Here is a 24022-nt window from a genome sequence, read left to right on the forward strand (position 1 = left end):
CGGGGCGTCACTGGATGACGGTCGCGGCGCTCGTGCTGCTGATTCTCGCGCTCGTCTTGCCGCCCGTGCCTCTGCCGCGCAATATCACCAGCTACGTCGTCACGTTCGATATTACGCAGAGCATGAACGTGGAGGATGTAGTGCGCAACGGCGCGCCCGTGAGCCGGCTCTCGTTTGCTCGCGCGGCAATGCGTGAGGCGCTCGCGCGGTTGCCGTGCGGGTCGAAGATCGGCTGGAGCGCGTTTACCGGACAGCGCAGTTTCCTGCTGCTGCCGCCCGTCGAAGTCTGCGCGAACTACGACGCGCTGCTCGCGTCGCTCGACCGGATCGACGGGCATATGCGCTGGACCAACTACAGTCGTATCGCCGAGGGCGGTGTTTATTCGGCGGTTCGCGTGGCGCAGGCGCTAGGCGGCAGCACCGCCGTGGTGTTCGTGACCGACGGACAGGAGGCGCCGCCGCTTCTGCCTTCCGATGCACTCAAGCAGGACATCAACCTCGCTCGCGTGAAAGGCTGGCTGATCGGCGTGGGCGGCGACCAGCCCGCGCCGATTCCGCGCAGCGACGCGCACGGCAACCGCACCGGTTACTGGCAGCCGGACGAGGTCGTGCAGGTTCCGCAAATGCATGCGTCCGCAACGCATGCGGCTAGTCATGAGGAACTGTCCGCATTGCAGGGACATTATCTGGGGACTGTAGCGGCGCAGATCGGCTTGAACTATCGCCGCATGATCGACGCCGAGTCCCTGCGCGACGCGCTGTTGGATGAGCGGCTCAGCCGGCGCGAAACCGTGCCGACCGACCTGCGCTGGTGCCCGGCGGTGCTGGCGTTGCTGCTGCTCGTGTGGCGCTTCATGCCGCAGACGGTTTCTTCAGTGTGGATGCGCTTGCGCGCGAAGTCTGCGGCGCGCCTGGACGATGCGGGGCGAGTCGCGCGTGCCGGACAATCACCGCGTGCGGGGATAGCGCGGCGCGCTGTCGCGCCCCACGGCGAGCTCGCCGAATGAGGGTTGGCGGCCGCTCGGCATGACAATGAGCTGCTGCAAAAAAGCTATTCATGCAGCTGCGCCGCGCAGGTCGCGGATATGCTGGTAGACCGTGGCGCGGCCCATTCCGAGCACGTTCGCAACGTAATTCGCGGCACTCTTGCCCTTGAACGCGCCCTCGGCCCATAGCGCTTCCACCAGTTCCCGGCGATGGTCGCGCGTCAGCGAGTTCAGCGCGAGTTGGCGCTCCTGAAGCCACCCGTGAAGAAACGTGTTGATGCGTTCCTGCCAGTCGTCCTTAAACAGCTCCTCAGGCTGCTTCACCACACCGGCGCCTGAAATCACGCGGTCGATCACGTGCTTGATGTCCTCGAACACGGCGATGTTGTAGTTGACGCACATCACACCGACTGGGTCGCCTGCGTCGTCAAATAGAACGGTGCTCACACAGCGCATACGCCTGCCGTCCCAGTTGACCTTTTCATACGGACCGACCGTGCCGGACCCGACAGTGTGATCGATTTCCTCGAGCGCTGACTCGTCGCCGATCTCGCGCTTGGACAGATTGTTCGCGATGTACGCGACGGTCTGGCTCTTCAGGTCGTGAATGACGATCTCGACGTAGGGGAAAAAAAGCAGCGCGATACCGTCGGCGACACGACTATACCGGTCCAGAAGCAGGCGGCGCGCGGCCGTTGTCTTGGTCTTTCGCATAAGGACAGATGGGTTCCAGTTTCGCAAGGTTTGCCGCGCGGCCGGTCGCGGTGCGCCGGTTGCGTCGTGTTGGGTCGTGTTTCCTCGGGACCAGCGCACGCACTGTATCTGCAGCACCTCATACGGCATTTTGCCATGAGCAACGCGTGCATCGGCTATCGCCGCATTGCCGCCGGGCCGCTATTGCGTGGTCAGATGCCTGAACAGTTCGAACGCGATTGCGACGTCTTCCAGCCCCAGCCCGATAGAGCGGAAAAACGCATGCTTTTCATAAGCTGGCCGCGCCGCTGTGCGCGACAGCAGTTCGGGCAGATCGCCCGCCACGTTGCGCGGATGCCAGCCGTGCTGCTCTGCTGCGAGCTTCATCTCGCCCGAGCTGGCAGGTGTGGTTTGCCGGTAGTCGCAGTACACGTCCATATCGGGAATCCACGCGGGCGGGATCTCGCGGGCGTTGGTCGCGTTGGTGCTGATCGATGTGATGAGCGCGGGCTTGTTGAGCATGCCGTCTGCGAGCACAGGCGTGCCGGATGACGTGCATAGCGCGATTACGTCGGCATCCTGCACACAGTCTTCGATGCGCGCGCATGTGCGCACGCGCTCGTCGAGCGCTGTCAGTTGCCTGTGTTTTGCTTCATCAGCCTGCAAATTTCGCGAGAAGACGCGAATGGTAGTCCACTGCTTGAGCGCTGCAAGGTGGCGAATGTGAGCCTGCGCCACGGCGCCGCTGCCGATCACTGCCAATGTGCGCGAATTGGGTGGCGCCAATTGTTCAACGGCGAGCGCCGTCGTACCAGCAGTGCGCTCGATGGTGAGCAGTCCCGCATCACACCACATGAGCGGCTGGCCGGTTTGCATGGACATCAATGCGGTCCACGCCGTGATGATGGGCCTGGACCCGGTCACGATATAGGGCGAGAGCTTGGCGCCGAACACCTGCGCATGCGCCATGGCGCCGAGATAGGTAATGAAGTCGCCTGCGCCGCCTGGCAAGAGCGTGAGCGTTTGCGGCGGCTGCACCGCGGTGTCTTTCGCAAGCGAGCGAAACATCTGCGTCAACGCTGCGCGAACGTTCAGATGGGGAAGCGCGTTGCGAACCGTTTCCTCATTAACGATCAGAGGAATTGTCTTATCTGCGTTACTCATGTACCTGCTCTCCGCAATGTTCGCCTGATCCGGCGTCACGGTCATTCTAAAGTCAAAAAGTCCAGATTGGACTTTTATTTTTGAAATTCGTTTTCTTTTGTTGAAGTCCAGAATAGACTGTTGTTCCAGAGGGTAGCCGGATGCGCATTGCACAAAACCGTTCCGGTGTTCTCTCCAGGCAGACAGGCGACGCTCGTTCGTGCCGCTGATTCGCGATCCCAAACAGACAGGGAACCATCATGCTTCGTAAGCTCCAACTTTCGTTTTTCATCGCCGCTGCTGTGGTCGGTTGCGTCGGTCCGGCCGGCACCGTCAGCGCGCAAACTCAAAACACGTTGCGCTTCGGCATCGAAGCCGCCTACCCGCCTTTCGAGAGCAAAACTGCTACGGGCCAGCTGCAGGGCTTCGACGTGGACGTCGGCAATGCCGTGTGCGCGAAGATGAGCGTGAAATGCGAGTGGGTCGAAAACGCCTTCGACGGTCTGATTCCCGCGTTGCAGGCGCGCAAATTCGACGTGATCAATTCGGCGATGAACATCACCGCGAGGCGAAAGCAGACAATCGACTTCACGCGTCCCATCTACGTCGTGCCGATCGTGATGGTCGCGAAGCGCGGGTCGGGCCTCATGCCAGACGCGAAGAGCCTGCAGGGCAAGCGCGTGGGCGTCCTGCAGGGTTCGTCGCAGGAAGATTTTCTGAAGGCCCATTGGGCGAATGCCGGTGTTTCGGTGGTGTCTTACGCCGATCAGGATCAGGTGTACACCGACCTTGTGGCGGGACGGCTCGACGCCGCGGTCCAGGAAGCGCAAACAGTTGAAGACGGTTTCCTCAAGAAGCCGGCCGGCCGCGATTATGCGATTGCCGGCCAGCCGCTCAGCGATCCGGCCACGCTTGGCGAAGGAACCGGCTTCGGCTTGCGCAAGGGCGACAAGGCACTCGCGAAGAAAGTCGACGCCGCGCTCGAGGCTCTCAAGAAGGACGGCACGCTGAGCGCGCTGTCGCAGAAGTACTTCAATCGCGACATCATCGCGAAGTAATGCGGAGCGACGCATTGCGCGGCTGGCGCCGCAGATCCTGCGCCGGCTGCACACGCCCTGTGCCGTTCATTGGGTGAGTACGGTTTTTGCGGGACAAACAGAGCGAGCTTATGGATTTCGATGTGATCGTGCTGGGCGCTGGGATAGTGGGCGTGTCCGCTGCGCTGCATTTGCAGGAGCGGGGGCAGCGCGTCGCGCTCGTCGACCGGCGCGCGCCTGGGGAGGAAACCAGTTTCGGCAATGCAGGGTTGATCGAGTCCTCATCGGTCGTGCCTTACGCGTTTCCACGCAGTATCGGCACGCTGCTTCGCTATGCGCGCAACCAGTCGACAGATCTCTACTGGGACTATCGCGCGTTGCCGTCTTTCGCGGGGTGGCTCGCGCGCTTCTGGTGGGAGTCGTCGCCCGAGCGGCTCATGAGCGCGGCGCGCGACATGCTGCCGTTGATCCGTCAAAGCGTGGCCGAGCACGATCTGCTGATCGCCCGCGCGGGTCTTTCAGAGCTTGCCGTCAGTAAGGGCTGGACGGAAGCGTTTCGCACACCTGCGGAGTTCGCACGCAATGCGGCCGCTGCCGAAGCTGCCGCGCGCGCTCACGGATTGCGCGTGGTCCCGCTCGATGCGGGCGCGTTGGCTACGCACGAGCCCGGTCTGGCCGAGGGATTTTGCGGCGCGCTGCATTGGCAGGACCCGACAAGCATCGTGAATCCGGGCGCTTTGACGAAGGGGTACGCGCGTCTTTTCAAACAGGACGGCGGCACGCTGCTGACCGGCGACGCAACAACCCTGCAGGCACAGGCCGGCGCATGGACCGTGCACACATCTTGCGGCCGTATTAGTGCCAGGGACGTTGTGCTCGCGCTCGGACCGTGGTCCGACAACGTGTTCGAGCCGCTCGGCTATCGCATTCCGCTGCGCGCAAAACGCGGCTATCACATGCATTACCAGCCGACGAAGCCGATGCTCTCCATGCCCTACGTAGACTCCGAACAAGGCTACGTAGTGGCGCCCATGCAAGGGCGCTTGCGGCTTACCACAGGCGTGGAGATCGCGCGGCGTGATGCGAGGCCTACCGGCATCCAGCTCGAGCGCGCCGAGCGCCTCGCCAGGCCAGTGTTTGGTCTCGGCGAGCGGCTGGACGCGACACCCTGGCTCGGCTTGCGCCCCTGCACACCGGACATGCGGCCTGTCATCGGACCGGCGCCGCGACACAAAGGGCTGTGGTTCTCGTTCGGCCACAACCATCATGGATTGACGCTCGGCCCCGTGACAGGGCGGCTGCTTGCCGACATGATGACGGGCGCACAGCCTTTCGTCGATCCACACCCGTTTCGCGTCGAGCGGTTCAGGTAAGGCCAGGCTGGCGTGCGTACGGCTAGTGCGCCATGATTCCCGCGACTCTCTGCAGCAGATTCATTGGACCGAGCCTCCGGATGGTTTGCATCTGCATGTCGTTGCGAACGAAGAGCGAGCCCGCAAACCCCAGCGCGTTGACTGCAATTCCCTCGGCACCTTCGGCGCAGCGAGGCACGAGCATCATCCATCGCGTGGTGACGAGCAGATTGTAGGGGGCCGATTGCCGTGCTTCGCCGTTCACGTCGACGGCGTGCAGACCGGTTGCATCGAGCAGATGCAGGTACGTGTCCAATCCACTGCACGCCAGTTCCAGCGGCCGGTCGGCGAGCTTCGCATCGAGCCGTGCAAACGCATGCGCAAATCCAAGGCCGGGCACCGTGCAGACTGTTCCATCCACGGGCGCTGTAGCAAGCAGCGACTCGACCGGTACATCAGGCGCGCTTTCGTCGAGCGGCAGCGGCACGATCTGCAGGTGCTTGTGAGGCTGACTCGCGCCCGCGGCCGTGCCCGCGTTGTAAAAACCGAGGCCCTCAAACTGCGTTATGCAATCGAATAGCGCGCGAAAGTCTGCCACGTTCAGCAGGTTCTCCTGCGATTCGAAGCGGCGCGTCACCACCAGCAGATGGTGGTCGATCACGTTGAACTTGTTGAGCAGAACGAGATGCGTGTCGGAAATATCGGCGACGAACAGATTGCGGTCGCAGGGCAGGAAAGGGTTGGTCGTAAAACTGCTGGCCGCCTCTGTCTTGCGTTGCCGTGCGTCCCGTTCCTTGCGTTCCAGACTCGACACTTGCCGGATTAGAAAGCGGACACCGCCGTCTTCAATCGTTGTGCGGCTGGTTTGTATGGGATGCAGCGCGCCGCAAGCGAGCGCATGCTGGGTCTGGCGCAAGATGGCGGGCCACAGGTTGCCGGGCGGTGTGCGAGAGGGCGTGTTCATCGGAATCGGCAGCTTCAGTTCGGCGCGACGTGCAGCTTTCTTTATACACTTGCCTCGTGCCTCGTGCCTCGTGCCGCGCGTCTGCGCAACGCGCGTCGCCGTCATGGTCGCCGTCGCAGCCGCACGAGAAGCGGCTGCGGCAGCCTAGCGCCGCAATTCGGCGATGATCTTCTCGGCCAGAAAATCGCACGGCGGGCGTTTGGAGGCTGTGCTTCTCGCGAGCACCACTTCGAGCGCCGCGATTTCCGGCAAGCCTTGCGCCTGGCCAAGAAGCGCGAAATGCGCGGGCACGGCGCATTGGGCGAGCGGGACCACGGCAAGCCCCGCTTCGGCCATCGACACCAGCCCCATCAAACTCGGGCTTTCATACGACGTGCGATAGCTGATTCCGGCCTGTTCGAGGCTGCGGATCGCATTCTCGCGCGCGACGCTGCCCGGCAGGAACACGGCAATCGGCAAGGGCCTTTCGCGCCAGATGTCGTGCGCGCCCGGCGATGCGGCCCACACCATTGGCTCCAGGCGCAGGAATTCTCCGGACAGACCCTTCACGCGCGTCGCGCAGACCAGATCTACGGAACCGTCTTTCACCATGGGCGCAAGCGCCACGCTCGGCAAGCCGACCACCCGGATCTCCACCTTGGGATAGCTCGCTGAAAATTTCTTGAGAATGGGCGGCAGCAGCGACGACGCGTAGTCGTCCGGCACGCCGATGCTCACGCGCCCGGTGACGTCGGGGCGCACCACGGCCGCCCAGGCTTCGTCGCGCAAGGCCAGCATGCGGCGCGCGTAGGCGAGCAGCACTTCGCCGTCCTGGGTGGGCAGCACGCTCCTCGGCTTGCGCACGAAGAGCGGCTTGCCGAGCGCGGCTTCGAGCGTTTTGATCTGCATGCTGACGGCGGACTGCGACCGGTGCACGAGCTCCGCCGCACGGCTGATGTTGCCGGCGTCGGCCACGGCGACAATCATCGTCATCACGTCGAGATCGAGGGCTTTAAAGGGGGCGTTCAAGACTGGTATCAGAAAAATAGATGGATTCCATCAATATTACGCGATTTTCTTAAATATTGACCTACGGCATAGTGCTGCCAAAGGAGCCAGTGTATGAACGCCCGAACCGATTTTTCCCTGCTTGGCGCGCCCGAACTCTCGTTTGCGACCATTGCCTCCGGTATTTGCGTGCCTTACGTCGAGTGTGGGGAGGGCGAGCCGCTCGTGTTCGTGCACGGCTCACTGTGCGACTACCGCTACTGGAGCGCGCAGACGGCGGCACTTTCAGCGCATTTTCGCTGCATTTCGGTGAGCCTGAGCCATTACTGGCCGGCCGGCGAGGCTTGCATTCAGGGCGAGTTCGGCTGGCAGTCACATGTCGCGGAACTGGCCGAGTTCATCGAGGCGCTCGCTATCGCGCCGGTCCATCTGGTCGGGCATTCGCGTGGCGGATGCGTGGCATTTCACGTCGCGCGCGAGTACCCGCGCCTCGTGAAGACGCTCACGCTCGCGGACCCTGGCGGTCCGTTGCAGACCGACGGCATGGCCGAGGCTTCGCTGCCCGCTGCGACCAACGCGCTGCGCGCGCGCGTGGCTGAACTTATCGAGGGCGGCGAGATCGACGCGGGCCTCGAATTGTTCGTCGACTCCGTTAGCGCGCCTGGCTCCTGGCGCAAGAGTCCAGTTGCCTTTCGCACGATGGCCGCCGATAACGCGGCCACCCTGCCCAAGCAGTTCCGCGATCCGTTGCCCGCGTATTCGCGCGAGGCGGCGCGCAGTGTGAAATGCAGAACGCTGCTGATCGAGGGGCAACGCAGCCCACGGATGTTCCGCAATAATGTCGAGAAGCTCGCGGAGTGGATCGACTACGCGGAGCGGCAGACCATTGCGGGCGCGTCGCACGGCATGAACGTGTCCAACGCGGGCGCGTTTAACCGGCTGGTACATGCGTTTGCGAGCTTCTGAGCGGCGGCTCTGCAACGCCGAGTGCCTACCGCATCTTGGGGCCAGCGGGGCAAGTGAGGCCGGCGGCGCCAGCGGCGGCCCGATTTATCAGAGGCTTCTTGCGCCGGCCGCCGGTGCGCGTGGCGTCCTGGTGAGGAGTCGGCCGCGAATCCAGTCTCTCAACGGAGCAACCAGCCGCTCCTGGAAATAAACGGCCGCAACCACCGTTCCGATCAGATAGAGCGGATACGTCGCCATACTGGGTACGACTTCTTTCGACGCCGCGACGCACTCGGAAAAGTGCGCGGCGCACCACAGCGGCGACTTTCCAATGGAAAGCAGCTTCAGCACTTTGATCAGAACGAGAAAGACCGGGACATGAATCGCGAAGATGGAAAGCGCGGAGTTGCCGACGCGTGTGGCCAGCGCCGCGAATCGCGAGGGAACCGCAAGTCCCGCAAAGACAATGACGAGCAGCACCTCTGCTGGCATCAATGCGCCGTTGTGAACGATGTAGCGTGTGCTGAGCGACCCATGTGACTCGAGCCATGCCGCCACCGCGAACGAGCCTGCAAACACGAGCAAGGCGGCGCCGATCTTCGCCAGGCTCTCGTATATCGCATTGAGCTGGCCTTCGCGAAAGAGCCCGTACACGGCGATGCCGACAAGAAATTCAGGCAGGCGCAGCACCGGGTTGCGCATGACGATGCCGACTGCAACAGGGCCGTACCAGTGCATCAGCGTCGCGACGACAGGCGCGATGAGATAAAGCACCCACAGCACGAATACAAGCCGAAACTTGTTGCGTGCCTGGAGAATGCGCGGCGCGAAGAAGGGAAACGCCAGATAGAAAAAGAACAGCGTTGCGAGCGACCACGACGGCGGATTCACGGAGCCATACAGCGGATACCACACCTGAAGCAGGAACAGGTTCAGCACGAAATTGAAGGCCGTTTCGGTCGAACCTAGCGTGACGAAGTGCTCGCCATCGTCGAGCGTCATCAGTGCGAACTGGTGGAATCCTCGCGTGCCTGCCACGGAGACGAGCAACACCAGTACCAGAGCGATCAGATGCACCGGGTAAAGGTTTGACAGGCGCTTCACGAAGAACTCGCGTGTGCCGCCGCGCAGTTCCGTCGTGCGTCCAAAGTAGACGTGGGCCAGGATGAAGCCCGACAGAATGAAGAACGAACTGGTGGCAAACCCGCCGAGATTGGCCAGTTCGACGAGCGGCAGCGTCACGTACTGCGGGTACTGATGTATCGAGTGAAAGATCATCAGATAAACGGCCAGCGCGAAGCGAAGCACGTCCAGACCAACGAACTTGTTCATCATGATGTCCACGCAAGATGGGGTTACGCAGAAGGGATTGCGTTTCGCTGCAATTGAATGACGCGCGTCGAGTTATTTCGGATCACTAAAGGCGACGCCGGGCAAGAGGGTTGGCAATGTAACGAACGGCGAAATCGGAAAGTGCGGAGAAAGGCAAAAGGCAGAGACTGGACAAAGCGAGCGTGCCGATCTTCTTTTTGTAGCTCCAGAAGGGGTTGCCGACTATCGAGCGAAAATAGCTGTGCGACTGGCGGCTTACCCACTGCCAGCGCTTCGTGAACGGCGCCTGGTAGACGGCAGAACAGAAGTGCGACTTCTCGAGCGAAAAATCATAGAACGACAGCGGCAGTTCGATACCGAGGCGTGCGCGCGCCATCTGCCGCAGAATTGCCCAACGTTTGGTCAATGCCTTTGGCGCCTTGTCGCTGCTTTCCGAGTTCGCGAAATCGATTCCCGCGTGTTCGGTGCGATGCACGCGGTATGCGCCGAGCGATTCGCAAATGGTGGCAACGGCTCCGAGTAGCGCAACGCCGTAGATCGCATAGAAGTCCGCCCCGTAGCGATTGACGTTGGCTTCCGGCACGGGAAAAATCTTTCGCAGTGCGCTGGTCCGATATGCGTTGCCCGAGGCCGGCGGCGACGGATATAACCATCCCTGGCGCAGCAGGCTGCCGCAGTCTTTTGGCGCCGCCGAATGCGGCACGTAACTGCCTGAAGCTTTGCCCGCACGGTCGATAACGTCGAGCCGGAATTGAACCTTGACGAAGTTGCCGGTCTCGAACGCGTGCATGACCTTAGAAACTGCATGCGCATACAGCAGATCGTCGGAATCCAGCAGCATGACGAATTCCGTGTCGATCATGTTTACCGCGTCGTTATAAGCGGAGACCTGACCCCCGTTCTGCTTGTAGAGCGATTTGATGCGGTGGCCGTAGCTTTCAATAATCTCTCGCGAGCCGTCTGTCGACCCGTCGTCAATCACCAGTACCTGTGTTGCGGGATAGTCCTGGGCAAGCGCCGAGTCGATTGCCTGGGCGAGAAAGCGGCCATAGTTGTAATTGCAGATGACGATCGTCACGTTTTGCATATCTCTTCACCTGTCGTAAACCGAAACCGCAAGGCAGCGGCGATAATCGCCCGCCTCGGCCTATCCGGTTGCATGGATATCCGCCGAACTGGCACAAATCAATTTACCTTTCCGTTCGTTGCGCCGCCAACAAACGTAATGCGATATGTGCGGTCGATAACACAGCGTTCTGCGGTTCAGGGTGTGCTTCGGTAAAGCCGGGATTAGGCGCCAGTGCGGCGCGCCGGCTCGCGACAAACTTGCCGGAGAAATCGGCAAGCGCTACACCGCGCTTGCCGCAGGAGTCGGTAAAGGCGGCTGCGGGGACAGGAAGGCGTCGGGCACGAGTTTTCCCCACTCGTAGTCAACCCGGTCCGGTGTGAAGGGCAGCACGCCCGCGCCGGGAGTGAAGGTCAGCTCGCCGAAAAAGATCTGGCTATCCGGCGCGTACAGGTCCACGCGAACATAGTCGAAGTCTTCGGATAGCTTTCTTGCCGCAGCAAGAATGGCGTCCAGATTCTCGGGGCGCGGCGCGGGTGTTGGGCTCGGCTTGTAGGCGCCAATGGCCATGTCCAGATGATTCCAGGCGGTGTCGTAAATATCGCCGCGCGTATTCGCGCCGAAGCGGTCCGAAATCACGAGAATGTAAATGAGCGGCCGTCCGCTTCGTCCGCCGAAGCAGTGCAGTTTGTAGTCGGCGGGTATCTGGCCGCTATCGTCCAGCAACAGTTGCTCAAAGAAGATGCGTGGCTTGATTTGCCGATAGTGTTTTTCCCGCGCAATCTTGTAGAAGTCGAGCGTCAGCCAGTAATCAGCGAGTTCTCGTAGTTGTTCGAATGAGCGCGCCGATTTGTCTCTCACCACCTCTACATAGCTGCTGCCGTGGTTCGCTTTCATGACGAAAGAATTCGGCAACGCATCGAATACATCTCTCGTGAAGACGTCCGGCGCCGCCAGCAGCGGTATTACATGTTTTTCTCCCAGCTTTCTCGCGACATAGTCACGCACCGTGAGTTTGTCGGTCAGCTCCGCGAACCAGGGGTCGGGCCGCAGGCTTTTTTGCAGGATCTTTTCGTTGAAAGTGGTGGGGCGAAACAGGTTCGGATAGCGGCCTATTTCCTTGTGATGCAGCAGGGCCAGGAACAAGGGCGCAGGCAGCAGCGACTTGGCCGCTTCCTTTACCTTACGCAGAGCCGACTGCCGGCGCGCGGGCGCGATACGCTCTGCCGTTTGCACTTCCTGCTGCGGCACGGACGTGCTGGCTTCACCCGTAAACTGAACTGAGTTGGTCGTCGTCATTTTTCGAGTCCTGTCGGTTATTCGCGCTACATCCAGAGCCCGAAGAGGCTTGCCGATGTATCACAACGCGAGGTTAACGCAGCGTACCTGGCGTAATTGAGGACGTCGCTAAACGAAGGTGTTTTGGCCCAATCCCATGAAACTGGCCGTTTTTGCGGGAGGGTTATCGACGGGCTATGCGTCCCGGATCGGAATGATTCGAAAGCGGCGATGCGCTTGCAGAACGTTTGGGAGTCGAAAGGAAGTGGCCGAAGCGGACAGCGTGAAGCGGCTAATCAGCGAATGATTTTTACTTCGCGAGATGTGCGCGCGTTATTTGCGTTTATCGAACTTCGCCGGAGGCGTCAAAGGAAAGGCGGTCGATTACTTCGAGCAGATCTGCGGGCCGCAGTGGTTTGACGAAATGATGATCGAAGCCGGCCGCACGGCTGCGTTCGCGGTCCGCATTCTGGCCGTAACCGGTCAACGCAACGAGCACGCATTGCCAGTCGACCGCGCGTGAGCGCAATTGCCGGGCGAGTTCATAGCCGTCCATGACAGGCAGGCCGATATCGAGCACGGAGATAGCGGGGCGGAATCTCGCCGCTTCCTCGAGCGCCGCAGTGGGGTCGTAGGCGGTCTTGACCGAGTGGCCATAGCTTCTGAGCAGTTCTGCCAGTGCGTCCGCGGCGTCGACGTTATCGTCGACGAGCAGAATGCGCCGTTCACGCGTGCCTGAGTCTTTCCCTGGGCGCGGCACGACAAACGATGCGGGCGGCGCAATGCGTATTTCCTCTTTGCCGCTACTTGCGAGGACCTGCGCCGGTGCGCGCGGCAATACGATCGTGAACTCGCTGCCACGGCCAGGCCCGTCGCTCGCTGCCTCGACGTGGCCGCCGTGCAGTTTCACGAAGTTCTTGACAAGGGCGAGACCAATGCCAAGGCCGCCTTCCGCACGATCGATTGTCTGCTTGCCTTGATAAAAGGTATCGAAAACGCGCGGCAATACGTCGGGCGCAATGCCGATGCCGTTATCCCGCACGCTGATGCGGATGCTGTTCGCGTCGTTGCCCGCCGCGCTGACGGTGATTTCTCCGCCCGCTTCGGTGTATTTGCCGGCGTTGATGAGCAGATTGGAGATCACCTGCGCGAGCCGCGTCGGGTCGGCGATACATTTCAGTGTTCGATCGACGTCGAGTTTCAATCGATGAGCGCGTTGTTGCATGAGTACGCTCGTCATTTCGAGAGCCTTCTCGACTACTTCACGCACGTCGACCAGTTGCCTGTTCAACTCGACATTGCCGCGAATAATGCGCGAAACGTCGAGCAGATCGTCCACGAGGCGCAACAGATGATCCACATGGCGCTGAATGACCGCGCGCTCGCGCGAACTCGAGTCCGAGCCGTGTCGACCCATCAGTTCGAGCGCGCTGACAATCGGCGCCAGCGGATTGCGCAGTTCATGTCCGAGCATCGCAAGAAACTCGTCTTTTGCGCCATTGGCCTGGCGCAATTCTGAAAGCAGGGCTTCCCGGTCGGCGCGGGATCGTTCTAGCGTCTCGCGGGCACGTACGTATCCCGTCACTTCCACCGCACTAAGAATGACACCCTCGACTCTGCCCGACGACGCGCGCAACGGCTCGAAATGCAGCGTATAGGCGCGCGTCGAAAGCGGATCGCGCGTACCGTGGGTCCGATATTCTTCGTGCACGATGGGCACGCCATACGCAGATACCTGCGTCAGAGCGGCGGCAATGGGCCCGCCACGTTCGTGGGGGAATGCGTCGAGATACGCGCGGCCGATCAGGTCGTCGCGATTCACCATGTCCATATACCGCGGGTTCGCGAGCTGGAATATGTGCGTGTCGCCAAGAAGAAGTGCCGAAGCCACCGGGGAATTCATCAGCACCGCGTCGCGTTGATGTTCGGCGGTTCTTCGGCGCTTCATTTCATCTTCCAGCGATCTTGCGCGCTGCTCAGCCAATGCGAGCCGCAGATGCAGTTCCTTGTGGCCGGCGTCGCGCAACGGGCTGCCCGGCAGCACGTGATGATGCGCGTGGCAGATATGGCGAAAGAGCTGCGTGTGCTCCGCGCCAGGAAACAGACTGCCAGGATAGCCGCAAAACAGCGAGAACCGGTAATGCTCGCCAAGACGGTTCCAGAATTCCTCCAGTTGCAGCGCGGCTTCTCCGAGTCCCTGCTCGCAGAGAATGGCCACCATCTCGCCGAATGCGTGCAGCGGCTGTCCGCGCTGCGCCGCATTCGCGACAAGCGCGCCAACCGTCGAGACAAATAAGGTTTCGTCCGGCCTGCCGTCCACCATGAAGCGCTCGAGCGTTGCGTGCGCGTCGAGCAGGATCAGCCGGTCGTATGTATCGCACTGCGTGGAACTGGTCTGTCTCGCATGCAGCCACGAGCTGAGCGACGCGACGTGGTCGGCAGTGGCGATCGCAATTGCGGTGCCGCCCGCGTTCAATGCGCGCAGCAGAAAGGCGCCCACCTCTTCTGTCAAACCCGCGTCGGATTCGTAGAACTGGACGAAATGGCCTGAGTCGTGCGCATCCTCGTGAGACGGCTGTGTGCTAGTGAGCATCTTTAACTGCCATGGCAAGAGAAGCCTTCTTTCGAAGAACTTACTCGCCGGTTGTAATGCCGGAACATGTTGCAGATAGCAACGGCGCAGCGCGAACCGCACAGTTGAGGCTTGTAGCGCAACGGGGGCGGGCCGCACACGCAGCCGCCGCCAATCAACCGGCATGAGTAGCAAGCCGCGTGCCTAGGTCTTTTCACCGGCTTCGCGCGTGGTTGTCAAAGCGCCGATCCACGTGGGCGAGGAGACTGCGCGAGACGCGGGTTGCGCGGTCCTGAATCACTCGTTCGAAGAAGCGGGAGAATCCATACGACATTCCCAGTACCGCGAACAACGTCGCAATGAAGAGTACGAGCGACGTCTCGCGATCGCTTTGCCCGAACCTGGCCTGAAAGAAGTGCAACGTGGCATAAACGCAGATGAAGTGCCACAGATAGATTCCGTAGCTTTCACGGCCGAGCGCGCCGGTGCAGCGGCGCACGAGCGTGCCTGCAAACTGGCTGCTGCGCTTTGCAAGAGATTCTCCAGCGCCTTCGCCTCTGGCTTCTCCGGTGCCTGCACCACTGCGCGAACACACGAACAGCAGGAACGCAACTGCGCTGCACGCGGCGAAAAACGGCGCGAGTTCGTGCGCCCTGGCAAGCCAGACACCGAGGGTGGCCGTCGCGAGCGAGAAGCCCGCAGCAAGCGCGAACATCGCGCACGAGGCACGCCGGGTGACGCTTGAGGCTCCGGTGAGATACGAACGGAACGCGTACCACGCCCACATGCCAACAATGAAGCACGGCCCCTGCACCGGCGGCCAGAAATAACTGAACGAGTTGTTGCTCACATGGCAAACGAGGCCGCCGCGACATGCATTGGTGGACAACGCAACAATCGACAACGCAAGCAGCAGCACCGTCGCGATCAACAGGCGCATGCGGTTCATCGCCACAAAAAACAATAGCGGTGCAATCAGATAGAACAGCATCTCCACGCCGATGGACCATCCTCCCGGCACGACATTATTGATCGCAGTGGGCGAGAGCGCATGCAGAAACAGCACGTTGAGCAGAATGTCTGTCGCGCCGTGTGCGCCAAGCACCCACGCGCGCTCGTAGCCGGACTGCGCCGCGCCGTAACTGATCACGCCATAGACGGCGATTGCCGCGTAGTACATCGGCGCTATGCGAAAGAAGCGCTTGATATAGAAGCGCAACGTCACGTGCGGCGCGCCGGTGCAACGCCCGAACTCCGCTTCGAGTGTCATGAAGATGGTGATCGCGCTGATCACGAAGAACAACTGCACGCCGTACTGCCCCATACGCGCGACTATCGCAACGCCATGCGGCAGATGAGGAAACTGAAATGACAGGTGCACTGCAACGACACCGACGATCGCGAGCGCTCGACCGAGATCGAGCGCGGCAACACGTCCTTCTTTCATTGGACACATCCTCCTCGATATTCGAGGCCGCCCGACTGGCGGCCCGACGACCGTGGACCTGATGCGTTTTGCGGAAGTTCCCTGCGTTTTATGCCGGAAGCAGGCGATTTGCGCCGAGTGCGGCAATCGTCTGATGATAACGGCGCGCGCGGCGTTTGAGTAGCTGTCTGGAGAAGGAGTTAGCTAATGCGTCGGCGAACCGTAATCTGCGTCGCGGGACGGTGAGGAAGCAAATGGGCGGCACGTGCGGTGCGAAGCGTGCGCCAGATGCGAAGTGCATCGTTCCACCACAACCCTACGCGGCTGGATCGAGTGGCCACTTTGCAGGGCCGCTTTTCAGCGCAGCGCACTCCATAGACGAGGAACGACATGCAACAGCCATTCACTCATAACGACCTGTATGCTCTCCTGCAGCAGGCCGCGACCGATGCATCCGCAGTGCAGGCCAACGGTGCGCAGGCGGTGGTGGACCGAATGCGCCAATTCATGACCACACAACTGACTGAAAAACTCTCCGCGTACGACGTGTTCGTTCACATTTCCGTCTCGCCGTACAGCTTCGACGTGGGCAGCTGGATGAACAAGGTGAAAACGGACGCGAGCGGGCAAATCGATGCGTGCACGGTGACGTGGGCGGGCGCCCCCGGCGTGCTGCCGGCGGGCGCGTCGAATCTGGGCATCGGCTGCGTCGTCACCTACTTTGCGAAGGCCACGGCCCAGCCGCAACCGGAGCCTCAACCGGCGGGCGGTGGCGAGCGCGACGGTGTCTTCAATCTGCCGGCCAATATCGCGTTTGGTGTGACCGCGCTCGTGAATTCCTCAGCCGAGCAGACCATTACTGTCTACGTCGACGACAGCAAGACGCCTGCAGCGACTTTCCAGGGCAACGGCACGCAAGATAAGAACCTGCAGACGCAAGTCCTGAATTCGGGCAAGGGCAAGGTGAAGGTCGTGGTGTCGGCGAACGGCAAACCTTCGAAACTGGGCTCGCGCCAGGTCGACATCTTCAAGAAGACGTATTTTGGCCTTGTCGGCTCGGAAGACGGCACGGACAACGACTACAACGATAGCCTTGTCGTGCTGAACTGGCCGCTCGGCTGATCGTTCGCCAGGCGGGTAATCGCCCGGCCGTGCGCGTGCGCGGCCGGGCTTTTTCAGTGGCTGCACAGTTGCCAGCCTTACGCTTTGTTATTTTTAAGAACGATTAAGGACTTGCACAAGGACTCGACGCAAGGGCGCCGATAGACTGCGTTGCAGTTTTCCTCGCATCGGAAGCGAGCGCGGCATGCGTTCCGACGCTCAGCAACGCCGGTGTTCAGCAACCCTTTACCGAACCCTTAGGACGTACAAAGCCATGGCTAATCCGAAACTGCAAGTCCTGACGCCTGCCAACTCGCAGATCATCTTCATCGACCACCAGCCGCAAATGGCGTTCGGCGTTCAGTCGATCGACCGTCAGGTGCTGAAGAACAACGTGGTGGGCCTCGCGAAGGCTGCACGCGTGTTCAACATTCCGACCACCATCACGACGGTCGAATCGGAAAGCTTCTCGGGCTATACGTATCCCGAGCTGCTGGACGTGTTTCCGGGTCACAAGGTGCTTGAGCGCACGTCGATGAATTCGTGGGACGATCAGAAAGTGCGTGACTCGCTTGCCGCGAACGGCCGCAAGAAAGTCGTGGTGGCGGGCCTGTGGACCGAAGTCTGCAACAACTCGTTCTCGCTGTGCGCGATGGACGAAGGCGACTACGAAATCTACATGGTTGCCGACGCATCGGGTGGCACCTCGAAGGAAGCGCACGAATATTCGATGCAGCGCATGATTCAGGCTGGCGTCGTGCCGGTGACCTGGCAACAGGTGCTGCTGGAATGGCAACGCGACTGGGCGCACAAGGAGACGTACGACGCCGTCATGGGCATCGTCAAGGAGCATTCAGGCGCATACGGTATGGGCGTCGACTACGCGTACACGATGGTTCACAAGGCAGCGCAGCGCGCTGTCGGTACGCACGAGGTGCTCGCGCCGGTGCCCGCACGCAAGTAAGTGTGTAGGCGATCGGCGGCGCTTCGCCTCGCCAATCGCTAATGCCTGACGGCAATAGGCCCTTGGCCTTTGGTCAAGGGCCAACCGTCAATCGCGGAGCGTGGCGCGCAGCTTTGCGCGCCACGCCGTCCGGCTTCACGTCCAGAGATGCGCAGCGTAAATCGCGTGCGGGTCGCGCCGCACCGCATCGTGCAGCGCCTCCACTAGTTCCGCGCGATGCGTGAGCACGGCACGCTGATTGATCGAGCCTTTATCGGTGATCTCGCCGAGATCCAGCGAAGGCGCGACCTCGAGCAAACGCAAGCGCGCAATCAGCGTCGCGCCTCCCGTCGATTCGCGATTGAGCTGCTCGAGCAGACCGGCAAAAAACGCGCGTACGGCGGGTGCATTCACGACTTCGGACGCGCTCGCGGATGCGGGCAGTTGCGCGAGCCGCCGGCAGTCGTCCAGCCGCGGGAACACCAGCACGCCGACATCGTCGCGATTGAGCCCGGTGACCACCACGTCCTGGACGTACGGCGCACCGGCGGAAATGATTCGGGCGCGCATCGGCCCCACGCTCACGAAGGTGCCTGAGCTCAGCTTGAAGTCTTCGGCAATGCGGCCGTCGAACATCAAACCCAGTTCGGGCTGCTGCGGGTCCACGAATTTCAGCGCGTCGCCGCTACAGTAATAGCCTTCTTCGTCGAACGATTGTGCGGACGTTGCATCGTCCATGCGCCAGTAGCCGCGCATGACGTGCGGGCCGCGATAGCGCGCCTCGAGCTTGCCTTCCACCGGCACGAGCTTCACCTCGCAACCCGGCGCCGGCACGCCCACGTAGCCCGCGCATAGCGCCGGCAACGTCGTGAACAGACACGATGGGGCAGTCTCCGTCATGCCGAGGCCCGCCATGATGCGAATGCGCTCGCCGCAGTGCCGTTCCGTGACCTGCTGCAGACGGTCCCACGCTGCCTGCGAGAGCCCTGCGCCCGCGAAGAAAAACACCTTCACGCGTGAGAAAAACGTCTCGCGCAACTGCGCGTCGGTTTCGAGTGCGCTCGTCAGTTCTTCCCAGCCTTTCGGCACGTTGAAGTAGATGGTCGGTGCGATCTCGCGCAGATTGCGCAGCGTTTCCTCGAATTTGCCGCCTACGGGCTTGCCGTCGTCGATGTAAAGCGTGCCGCCGTTGTAGAGCGCAATTCCCGCGTTATGACTGCCGCCAAACGTGTGATTCCACGGCAACCAGTCGACCAGAACAGGCGGCTCGTCGGCGAACTGCGGAAAAGTTTCGAGCAGCATCTGCTGATTGCTGCACAACATGCGATGTGTCGTAGGCACGGCCTTCGGCAAGGTCGTGGAGCCGGAGGTGAAGAGAAACTTGGCGATACTGTCCGCGGCGATAGCCTCGTGTGCAGCGTCCACAGTTGCAGGCGCGGTGTCGAGCAGCGCCGCGAGATCCGTCACGGGGCGCCCGCATGCGCCGGTGGCGGCCACGACTTCGACGCCGGCGGCAACGCTCGCGTCTATGGCGGTCGCGAACGCGGCTGCATCCGTCGCGAACACGAGCCCCGGCGTGAGTAGTTCGAGCGCGTGGCGCAGCTTGCCGTAGTCGCTGGACACGAGCGAATACGCTGGCGAAATGGGCGCATACGGCACGCCGGCCCACATGGCACCGAGCGCGATCATCATGTGTTCGAGATCGTTGCCGGAGAGGATCGCGACCGGCCGCTCAGCCGACAGCTTGCGATCGAGCAGCGCCTGGCCGATGGCCCGCGCATGCTGCAGCATCTGGGCGTAGCTGATGCCGCGCCATGCGCCGTCGGCGCCGCGGCGCGCGACGAGCCAACGCTCAGGGTGCGCACGCGCGCCGCTCGCGAGCCGGTCGGTCAGGCGCTCGGGGTACGCGCCTGGTTCCGCCGCGGACTCCATGTACCACACGTCGCCATGACGACGCACGCGTGCAGGCGCCGCTCCGATCCGCACTTCGCGATAACGCACGAATGCCTCCTTGTCGACACGGGTTTGCGTCGGCTGCGAATTCACTGATTGTCTCCTTGCTGCCACTCTCCGTCTGCCGCGAAGAATGCTGATTCGAATAATGCCGATGCACGGCGTGTATTTCAGACCGGATAGTGGCGCGGGCCTGTCTGAATCGTAATCCAGCGCAGGTCGGTGAACTCGGCAATCGACGCCTTGCTGCCGAAACGACCGTAGCCGCTGCCCTTCACGCCGCCAAACGGCATCTGTGCTTCGTCGTGCACGGTCGGCCCGTTGATGTGGCAGATGCCTGACTCGACGCGTTTCGCCACGCTCATCGCGCGTGCAATATCTCGGCTGAACACGGCCGCCGACAAACCGAACTCGCTGTCGTTGGCCACCTGCACCGCTTCGTCGTCGCTATCCACGCGCAGCACGGTCACGACCGGTGCAAAAGACTCTTCGGCATAGAGCTTCATGGCCGGACTGACCTGATCGACGATAGTGGGCTGCATGATCGCGCCATCGGGCACGCCGCCGCCGAGTATCGTCGCGCCATGTTGCCGCGCGTCGTCCACCAGCGCGGCGGCACGCCGCGCGGCATCCACGCTGACCATCGCGCCGAGCACGGCACGCCCGGAGGTGGGTGCGTCGGCAACCAGTTGGCGGGCCTTGTCGGCCAGCTTGGCGACGAGCGCATCGGCCACGCTGCGATGCGCGATCACGCGCTCGGTCGACATGCAGATTTGCCCTTGATTGAAGAACGCGCCGAACGCAATCGCGTCCGTAGCCGCATCGAGGTCGGCGTCGTCGAGCACGAGCACTGGCGCCTTGCCGCCGAGTTCGAGTAACGCGGGCTTCAGGTGCTTCGCCGCGTGCATTGCAATGATGCGGCCCACGTGGGTCGAGCCCGTAAAGTTCACGCGCCGCACGGCGGGATGCGCGATCAGGCGTTCCACAATGGCGGGGGCATCTTCGGGCGCGTTGGTCACGACGTTGACGACGCCGTCGCCGAGTCCCGCTTCGTGCAGCACGCTGCCGATCATTCTGTGCACGCCCGGACAGGCTTCCGACGCCTTCAGCACGACCGTGTTGCCGCACGCGAGCGGCATGGCGAGCGCGCGCGTGCCTAGGATCACCGGCGCATTCCACGGCGCGATGCCTAGCACCACGCCGCACGGCTGCCGTACTGCGAGCGCGAGATTGTCGGGCGTGTCCGTGGGAATCACGCTGCCGTCTATCTGGGTGGTCATGGCCGCTGCTTCGCGCAGCATATTGGCCGCGAGATGCACGTTAAAGCCGTACCAGTTGGCCATGGCACCCGTTTCCGCCATGCCGCATTCGATGAACGCGCCAGCTCGCGCGTCCATGATGTCGGCAGCTTTCAGCAGGCGCGCGCGGCGCTCGCTCGGGCGCAACGCGGACCACGCGGGAAAAGCCGCAGCGGCGGCCTGAACTGCTGCGTCCGCGTCGGCGAGCGTGGCGGCCGGCGCGCGCGAAGCCACCGCGCCGGTGACGGGGTTGATGCGCTCGAAGGTCGCGCCGTTCGATGCCGGGCAGTCCTTGCCTGCGATCAACATACTTACTTCGTTCACGATGGCTGTCTCCTTTGCTCGTTCGTTATGCTGCGCGCTGCAATTGCAAAGCACGCAGGCATCTTCATTCGTGCGTCATTCGCTGCGCTTGTACGCCTGCAGCCCCGGCTTGATCGATTTCTGATCGAGAAACTGCCGCAGTCCTTCTTCGCGGCCTTTTTCCGGATCGCGCAGTTGCGCCTGATCGAGCTTCGCGTAGAGATAATCTTCGTTCTGCTCCCAGGTCAGCTCGCGCGAGCGTTTGAAGCCATGCTTTGCGGCGCGCAGAACGACAGGGTTCTTTTCGAGCAGCTTCGCGGCCAATGCGATGGTTTCCGCGCGCAGTTGCTCGCGCGGCACGCTCCTGTTGACGAGGCCCATTGCCGCGGCCTGCGCACCGTCGAAAGTATCGCCGGTCATGATGTAGTAGAGCGCCTGCCGATGCCCGACGGTGTCCGCCATCGCCTTGCTTACCAGATTGCCCGGCGGAATGCCCCAGTTGATCTCGGACAGGCCGAACACCGCTTCGTCAGCCGCAATCGCGAGGTCGCAGGCAACGAGCGGCGAGAACCCGCCGCCGAAACACCAGCCATTGACCATCGCGATGGTCGGCTTCGAGTACATGCGCAGCAGTTTCCATTGCCACTGGCAGGCGTCGCGGCGAATCTTTTCCTGCAGGATTTCCGGGCCGGCGTCGACTTCGCGGAAGTACTCCTTCAGGTCCATGCCAGCCGTCCAGGCGTCGCCCGCGCCGGTCAGCACGAGTACTTTTGCATCGGCGTCCAGTTCCAGCGTTTCCAGTACCTGCACCATTTCGCTGTTCAGCGTGGGGCTCATGGCATTGCGCTTCTCGGGACGATTGAACGTCACCCATGCGATGCCTTCCTGAACCTTCACGTCGACGGTTTTCCAGCGACCCTCGTAACTTGCCATGTTTGTAGCTCCAGCGCCTTTCGCGCGTATCAATGTCAGTGGTGATGTGCGAGCACCTGATTGCGTTTGCTCAACGTCTGCTTCGCGTCTGCCGGCGCTTGCCGGCGCTTGCGTCGCGCCCGAAGCGTCGCTGCGTATCAGGTAGCCTGATACAAAGTCTAGTATCAAGCGGCCTGACACACAATCGCTATGTGATCGGGGAAAACCCTCGCGCCGCAGCATCGCGTCGCATCACCTGGGGTATCCACCGAATACGCTCTGCTTGTTTTGTCAGGTGGCCTGATATTTAATATGCCCGATCGCAGCGAGCTTTGCGCGTTCGCATGAACGCGCATTTATTCGTCTGCAATCTCAGGAAGCCTGATACATGAAATCGCGGCAGCGGCAGCCGTCGACACAACAAGCAATCCACTTTGCATGCGACCCGAGTCACGCACGCGCGTCGCGTCGGGCCGAAAGGAGACAGACATGAAATCCAGAACAGCCTCGCCCGGAGACGGCATGACGCAATCCGCCGCGCGCACCGGCGCTGTCATGACGTTGAGCCTTTGTTTCGCGGTTGCCCTTCTCGAGGGGCTCGATCTTCAGTCGGTGGGCGTTGCGGCGCCCCGCATGGCGCGTGAATTCGGGCTGAGCGTCGCGCAAATGGGACTCGCGTTCAGTGCCGGCACCTTTGGACTGTTGCCGGGCGCGATGCTGGGCGGACGGCTCGCGGATCGTATCGGCCGCAAACGCATTCTGGTTCTGTGCGCGTGCCTGTTCGGCCTGCTTTCCATTGGGACCGCACTGGTCAGCAGCTTCGGGATGCTGGTGTTCGTGCGCGTATTGACCGGCATCGGCCTGGGCGGCGCATTGCCAAACCTGATTGCCTTGTCCTCCGAAGCCGTGCCCCAGAAGTCGCGCAACACGGCCGTCAGCGTGATGTACTGCGGCATTCCGTTTGGTGGCGTGATCGCTTCGATGGTCGGCATAGCCAGTGCCGGCGATACCGAATGGCGTCATATCTTCTACGTAGGCGGCGCCGGGCCGCTGCTTCTGGTGCCGCTGCTGCTGGCATTTCTGCCTGAATCCACAGCGTTCAGACGCGCATCGCACGGCATGAACGCGAAGCCCGCGCCGGTCGGCGAGGTGCTGTTCGGCGCGAACCGCGGGCTTTCGACGCTGCAAATATGGGTCAGCTACTTCTGCACGCTGATCGTCCTTTACTTTCTGCTCAACTGGTTGCCCTCGCTGATGGCAGCGCGTGGACTCGCGCGCGCCGAAGTGGGCTACGTGCAGATCTTTTTCAACATCGGCGGCGGGCTCGGCGCGCTGTTCATCGGCATGTTGATGGATCGCCTGCGCGGCGGCGTGGTTGTGTCGGGCATGTACCTCGGGATTATCGCGTCGCTCGCGGCGTTGTCGGTTGCGCCTGGTTTCGCGGCGCTCACGGTGTCTGCGTTCTGCGCCGGAATGTTCGTGATCGGCGGCCAGTCGGTGCTGTATGCGCTTTCCGCCGCGTTCTATCCGACGGCGATGCGCGGCACCGGCGTCGGTGCGGCGGTGGCGGTGGGCCGCGTCGGTTCGGTGGTGGGGCCGCTCGCCGCGGGCCAATTGCTCGCGATGGGGCGCAGTTCGTCGACGGTAATCGGCGCAAGCATTCCCGTCACGCTGATCGCCGCCGCGGCGGCGCTGCTGCTGATTCGCCGCCCACGTGCGGCAGATTGATGA

At 62.0% G+C, this 24022-nt stretch carries 19 protein-coding genes; 7 read left to right on the top strand and 12 right to left on the bottom strand.

Features of this window, described 5'->3' with window-relative positions; all coding sequences use genetic code 11:
* Nucleotides 1-14 precede the first annotated feature (14 nt).
* Entirely contained in the window at nt 15-1007 is a 993-nt protein-coding gene (locus F757_RS33490) for an MxaL protein (RefSeq protein ID WP_051376763.1), read from the top strand.
* 48 nt (nt 1008-1055) lie between these two features.
* Here the strand turns inward: F757_RS33490 and F757_RS0113540 are convergent, their stop codons facing one another.
* Both F757_RS0113540 and F757_RS0113545 read right to left on the bottom strand, forming a co-directional pair.
* Entirely contained in the window at nt 1056-1700 is a 645-nt protein-coding gene (locus F757_RS0113540; RefSeq protein ID WP_027211854.1) for a helix-turn-helix transcriptional regulator, read from the bottom strand.
* 180 nt (nt 1701-1880) lie between these two features.
* Nucleotides 1881-2843, bottom strand: a complete 963-nt coding sequence (locus F757_RS0113545; RefSeq protein WP_027211855.1) for an ornithine cyclodeaminase family protein — start codon at nt 2841-2843, stop codon at nt 1881-1883.
* Between the two features lie 239 nt (nt 2844-3082).
* Between F757_RS0113545 and F757_RS0113550 the strand changes: the two genes are divergently transcribed.
* Entirely contained in the window at nt 3083-3880 is a 798-nt protein-coding gene (locus F757_RS0113550; protein WP_027211856.1) for an ABC transporter substrate-binding protein, read from the top strand.
* 110 nt (nt 3881-3990) lie between these two features.
* The gene (locus F757_RS0113555) at nt 3991-5232 is read left to right on the top strand and encodes an NAD(P)/FAD-dependent oxidoreductase (protein WP_027211857.1); all 1242 of its coding nucleotides are present in this window, start codon (nt 3991-3993) and stop codon (nt 5230-5232) included.
* 22 nt (nt 5233-5254) lie between these two features.
* On the opposite strand, the gene F757_RS0113560 is transcribed toward F757_RS0113555, so the two are convergent.
* Together F757_RS0113560 and F757_RS0113565 are read right to left on the bottom strand one after the other, a co-directional pair.
* A complete protein-coding gene (locus F757_RS0113560; RefSeq protein ID WP_027211858.1) occupies nt 5255-6175 on the bottom strand; it encodes an ATP adenylyltransferase family protein in 921 nt (306 codons plus the stop codon).
* A gap of 144 nt (nt 6176-6319) precedes the next feature.
* Nucleotides 6320-7141 (bottom strand): LysR substrate-binding domain-containing protein, encoded by an 822-nt coding sequence (locus F757_RS0113565; protein ID WP_198021394.1) that lies wholly within the window; start codon nt 7139-7141, stop codon nt 6320-6322.
* A gap of 135 nt (nt 7142-7276) precedes the next feature.
* Here F757_RS0113565 and F757_RS0113570 point away from each other — a divergent pair, with 135 nt between their 5' ends.
* Nucleotides 7277-8128 carry an alpha/beta fold hydrolase gene (locus F757_RS0113570; RefSeq protein WP_027211860.1) on the top strand — a complete coding sequence of 284 codons (852 nt, stop codon included), beginning with the start codon at nt 7277-7279 and terminating at the stop codon, nt 8126-8128.
* 87 nt (nt 8129-8215) lie between these two features.
* On the opposite strand, the gene F757_RS0113575 is transcribed toward F757_RS0113570, so the two are convergent.
* The 5 genes from F757_RS0113575 to F757_RS0113595 form a co-directional block, all read right to left on the bottom strand.
* Nucleotides 8216-9439: an acyltransferase family protein gene (locus F757_RS0113575; RefSeq protein ID WP_027211861.1), complete on the bottom strand. Its 1224-nt coding sequence runs from the start codon at nt 9437-9439 to the stop codon at nt 8216-8218.
* Nucleotides 9440-9524: 85 nt separating this feature from the next.
* The gene (locus F757_RS0113580) at nt 9525-10526 is read right to left on the bottom strand and encodes a glycosyltransferase family A protein (RefSeq protein ID WP_027211862.1); all 1002 of its coding nucleotides are present in this window, start codon (nt 10524-10526) and stop codon (nt 9525-9527) included.
* A 261-nt stretch (nt 10527-10787) separates the two neighbouring features.
* The gene (locus F757_RS0113585; RefSeq protein WP_027211863.1) at nt 10788-11804 is read right to left on the bottom strand and encodes an ATP-grasp fold amidoligase family protein; all 1017 of its coding nucleotides are present in this window, start codon (nt 11802-11804) and stop codon (nt 10788-10790) included.
* A 322-nt stretch (nt 11805-12126) separates the two neighbouring features.
* Complete coding sequence (locus F757_RS0113590) at nt 12127-14376, bottom strand: ATP-binding protein (RefSeq protein WP_027211864.1); 2250 nt, start codon at nt 14374-14376, stop codon at nt 12127-12129.
* A gap of 193 nt (nt 14377-14569) precedes the next feature.
* The gene (locus tag F757_RS0113595; RefSeq protein WP_027211865.1) at nt 14570-15802 is read right to left on the bottom strand and encodes an acyltransferase family protein; all 1233 of its coding nucleotides are present in this window, start codon (nt 15800-15802) and stop codon (nt 14570-14572) included.
* A gap of 369 nt (nt 15803-16171) precedes the next feature.
* On the opposite strand from F757_RS0113595, the gene F757_RS36840 reads away from it, so the two are divergent.
* Nucleotides 16172-16903: a fucose-binding lectin II gene (locus tag F757_RS36840; protein WP_027211866.1), complete on the top strand. Its 732-nt coding sequence runs from the start codon at nt 16172-16174 to the stop codon at nt 16901-16903.
* 253 nt (nt 16904-17156) lie between these two features.
* Nucleotides 17157-17846 carry a hydrolase gene (locus F757_RS0113605; protein WP_027211867.1) on the top strand — a complete coding sequence of 230 codons (690 nt, stop codon included), beginning with the start codon at nt 17157-17159 and terminating at the stop codon, nt 17844-17846.
* A gap of 135 nt (nt 17847-17981) precedes the next feature.
* Here the strand turns inward: F757_RS0113605 and F757_RS0113610 are convergent, their stop codons facing one another.
* From F757_RS0113610 to F757_RS0113620, 3 genes are all read right to left on the bottom strand, one after another.
* On the bottom strand, nt 17982-19871 hold the full coding sequence (locus F757_RS0113610; protein WP_027211868.1) for a feruloyl-CoA synthase: 1890 nt from the start codon (nt 19869-19871) through the stop codon (nt 17982-17984).
* Between the two features lie 77 nt (nt 19872-19948).
* The gene (locus F757_RS0113615; RefSeq protein WP_027211869.1) at nt 19949-21400 is read right to left on the bottom strand and encodes an aldehyde dehydrogenase; all 1452 of its coding nucleotides are present in this window, start codon (nt 21398-21400) and stop codon (nt 19949-19951) included.
* Nucleotides 21401-21475: 75 nt separating this feature from the next.
* Nucleotides 21476-22312 carry a p-hydroxycinnamoyl CoA hydratase/lyase gene (locus F757_RS0113620; protein ID WP_027211870.1) on the bottom strand — a complete coding sequence of 279 codons (837 nt, stop codon included), beginning with the start codon at nt 22310-22312 and terminating at the stop codon, nt 21476-21478.
* A gap of 468 nt (nt 22313-22780) precedes the next feature.
* On the opposite strand from F757_RS0113620, the gene mhpT reads away from it, so the two are divergent.
* Entirely contained in the window at nt 22781-24019 is a 1239-nt protein-coding gene (mhpT, locus tag F757_RS0113625) for a 3-(3-hydroxy-phenyl)propionate transporter MhpT (RefSeq protein ID WP_442856643.1), read from the top strand.
* Nucleotides 24020-24022 lie beyond the last annotated feature (3 nt).

Source organism: Burkholderia sp. WSM2232, assembly GCF_000472545.1.
In the GTDB taxonomy this organism is placed as follows: domain Bacteria; phylum Pseudomonadota; class Gammaproteobacteria; order Burkholderiales; family Burkholderiaceae; genus Paraburkholderia.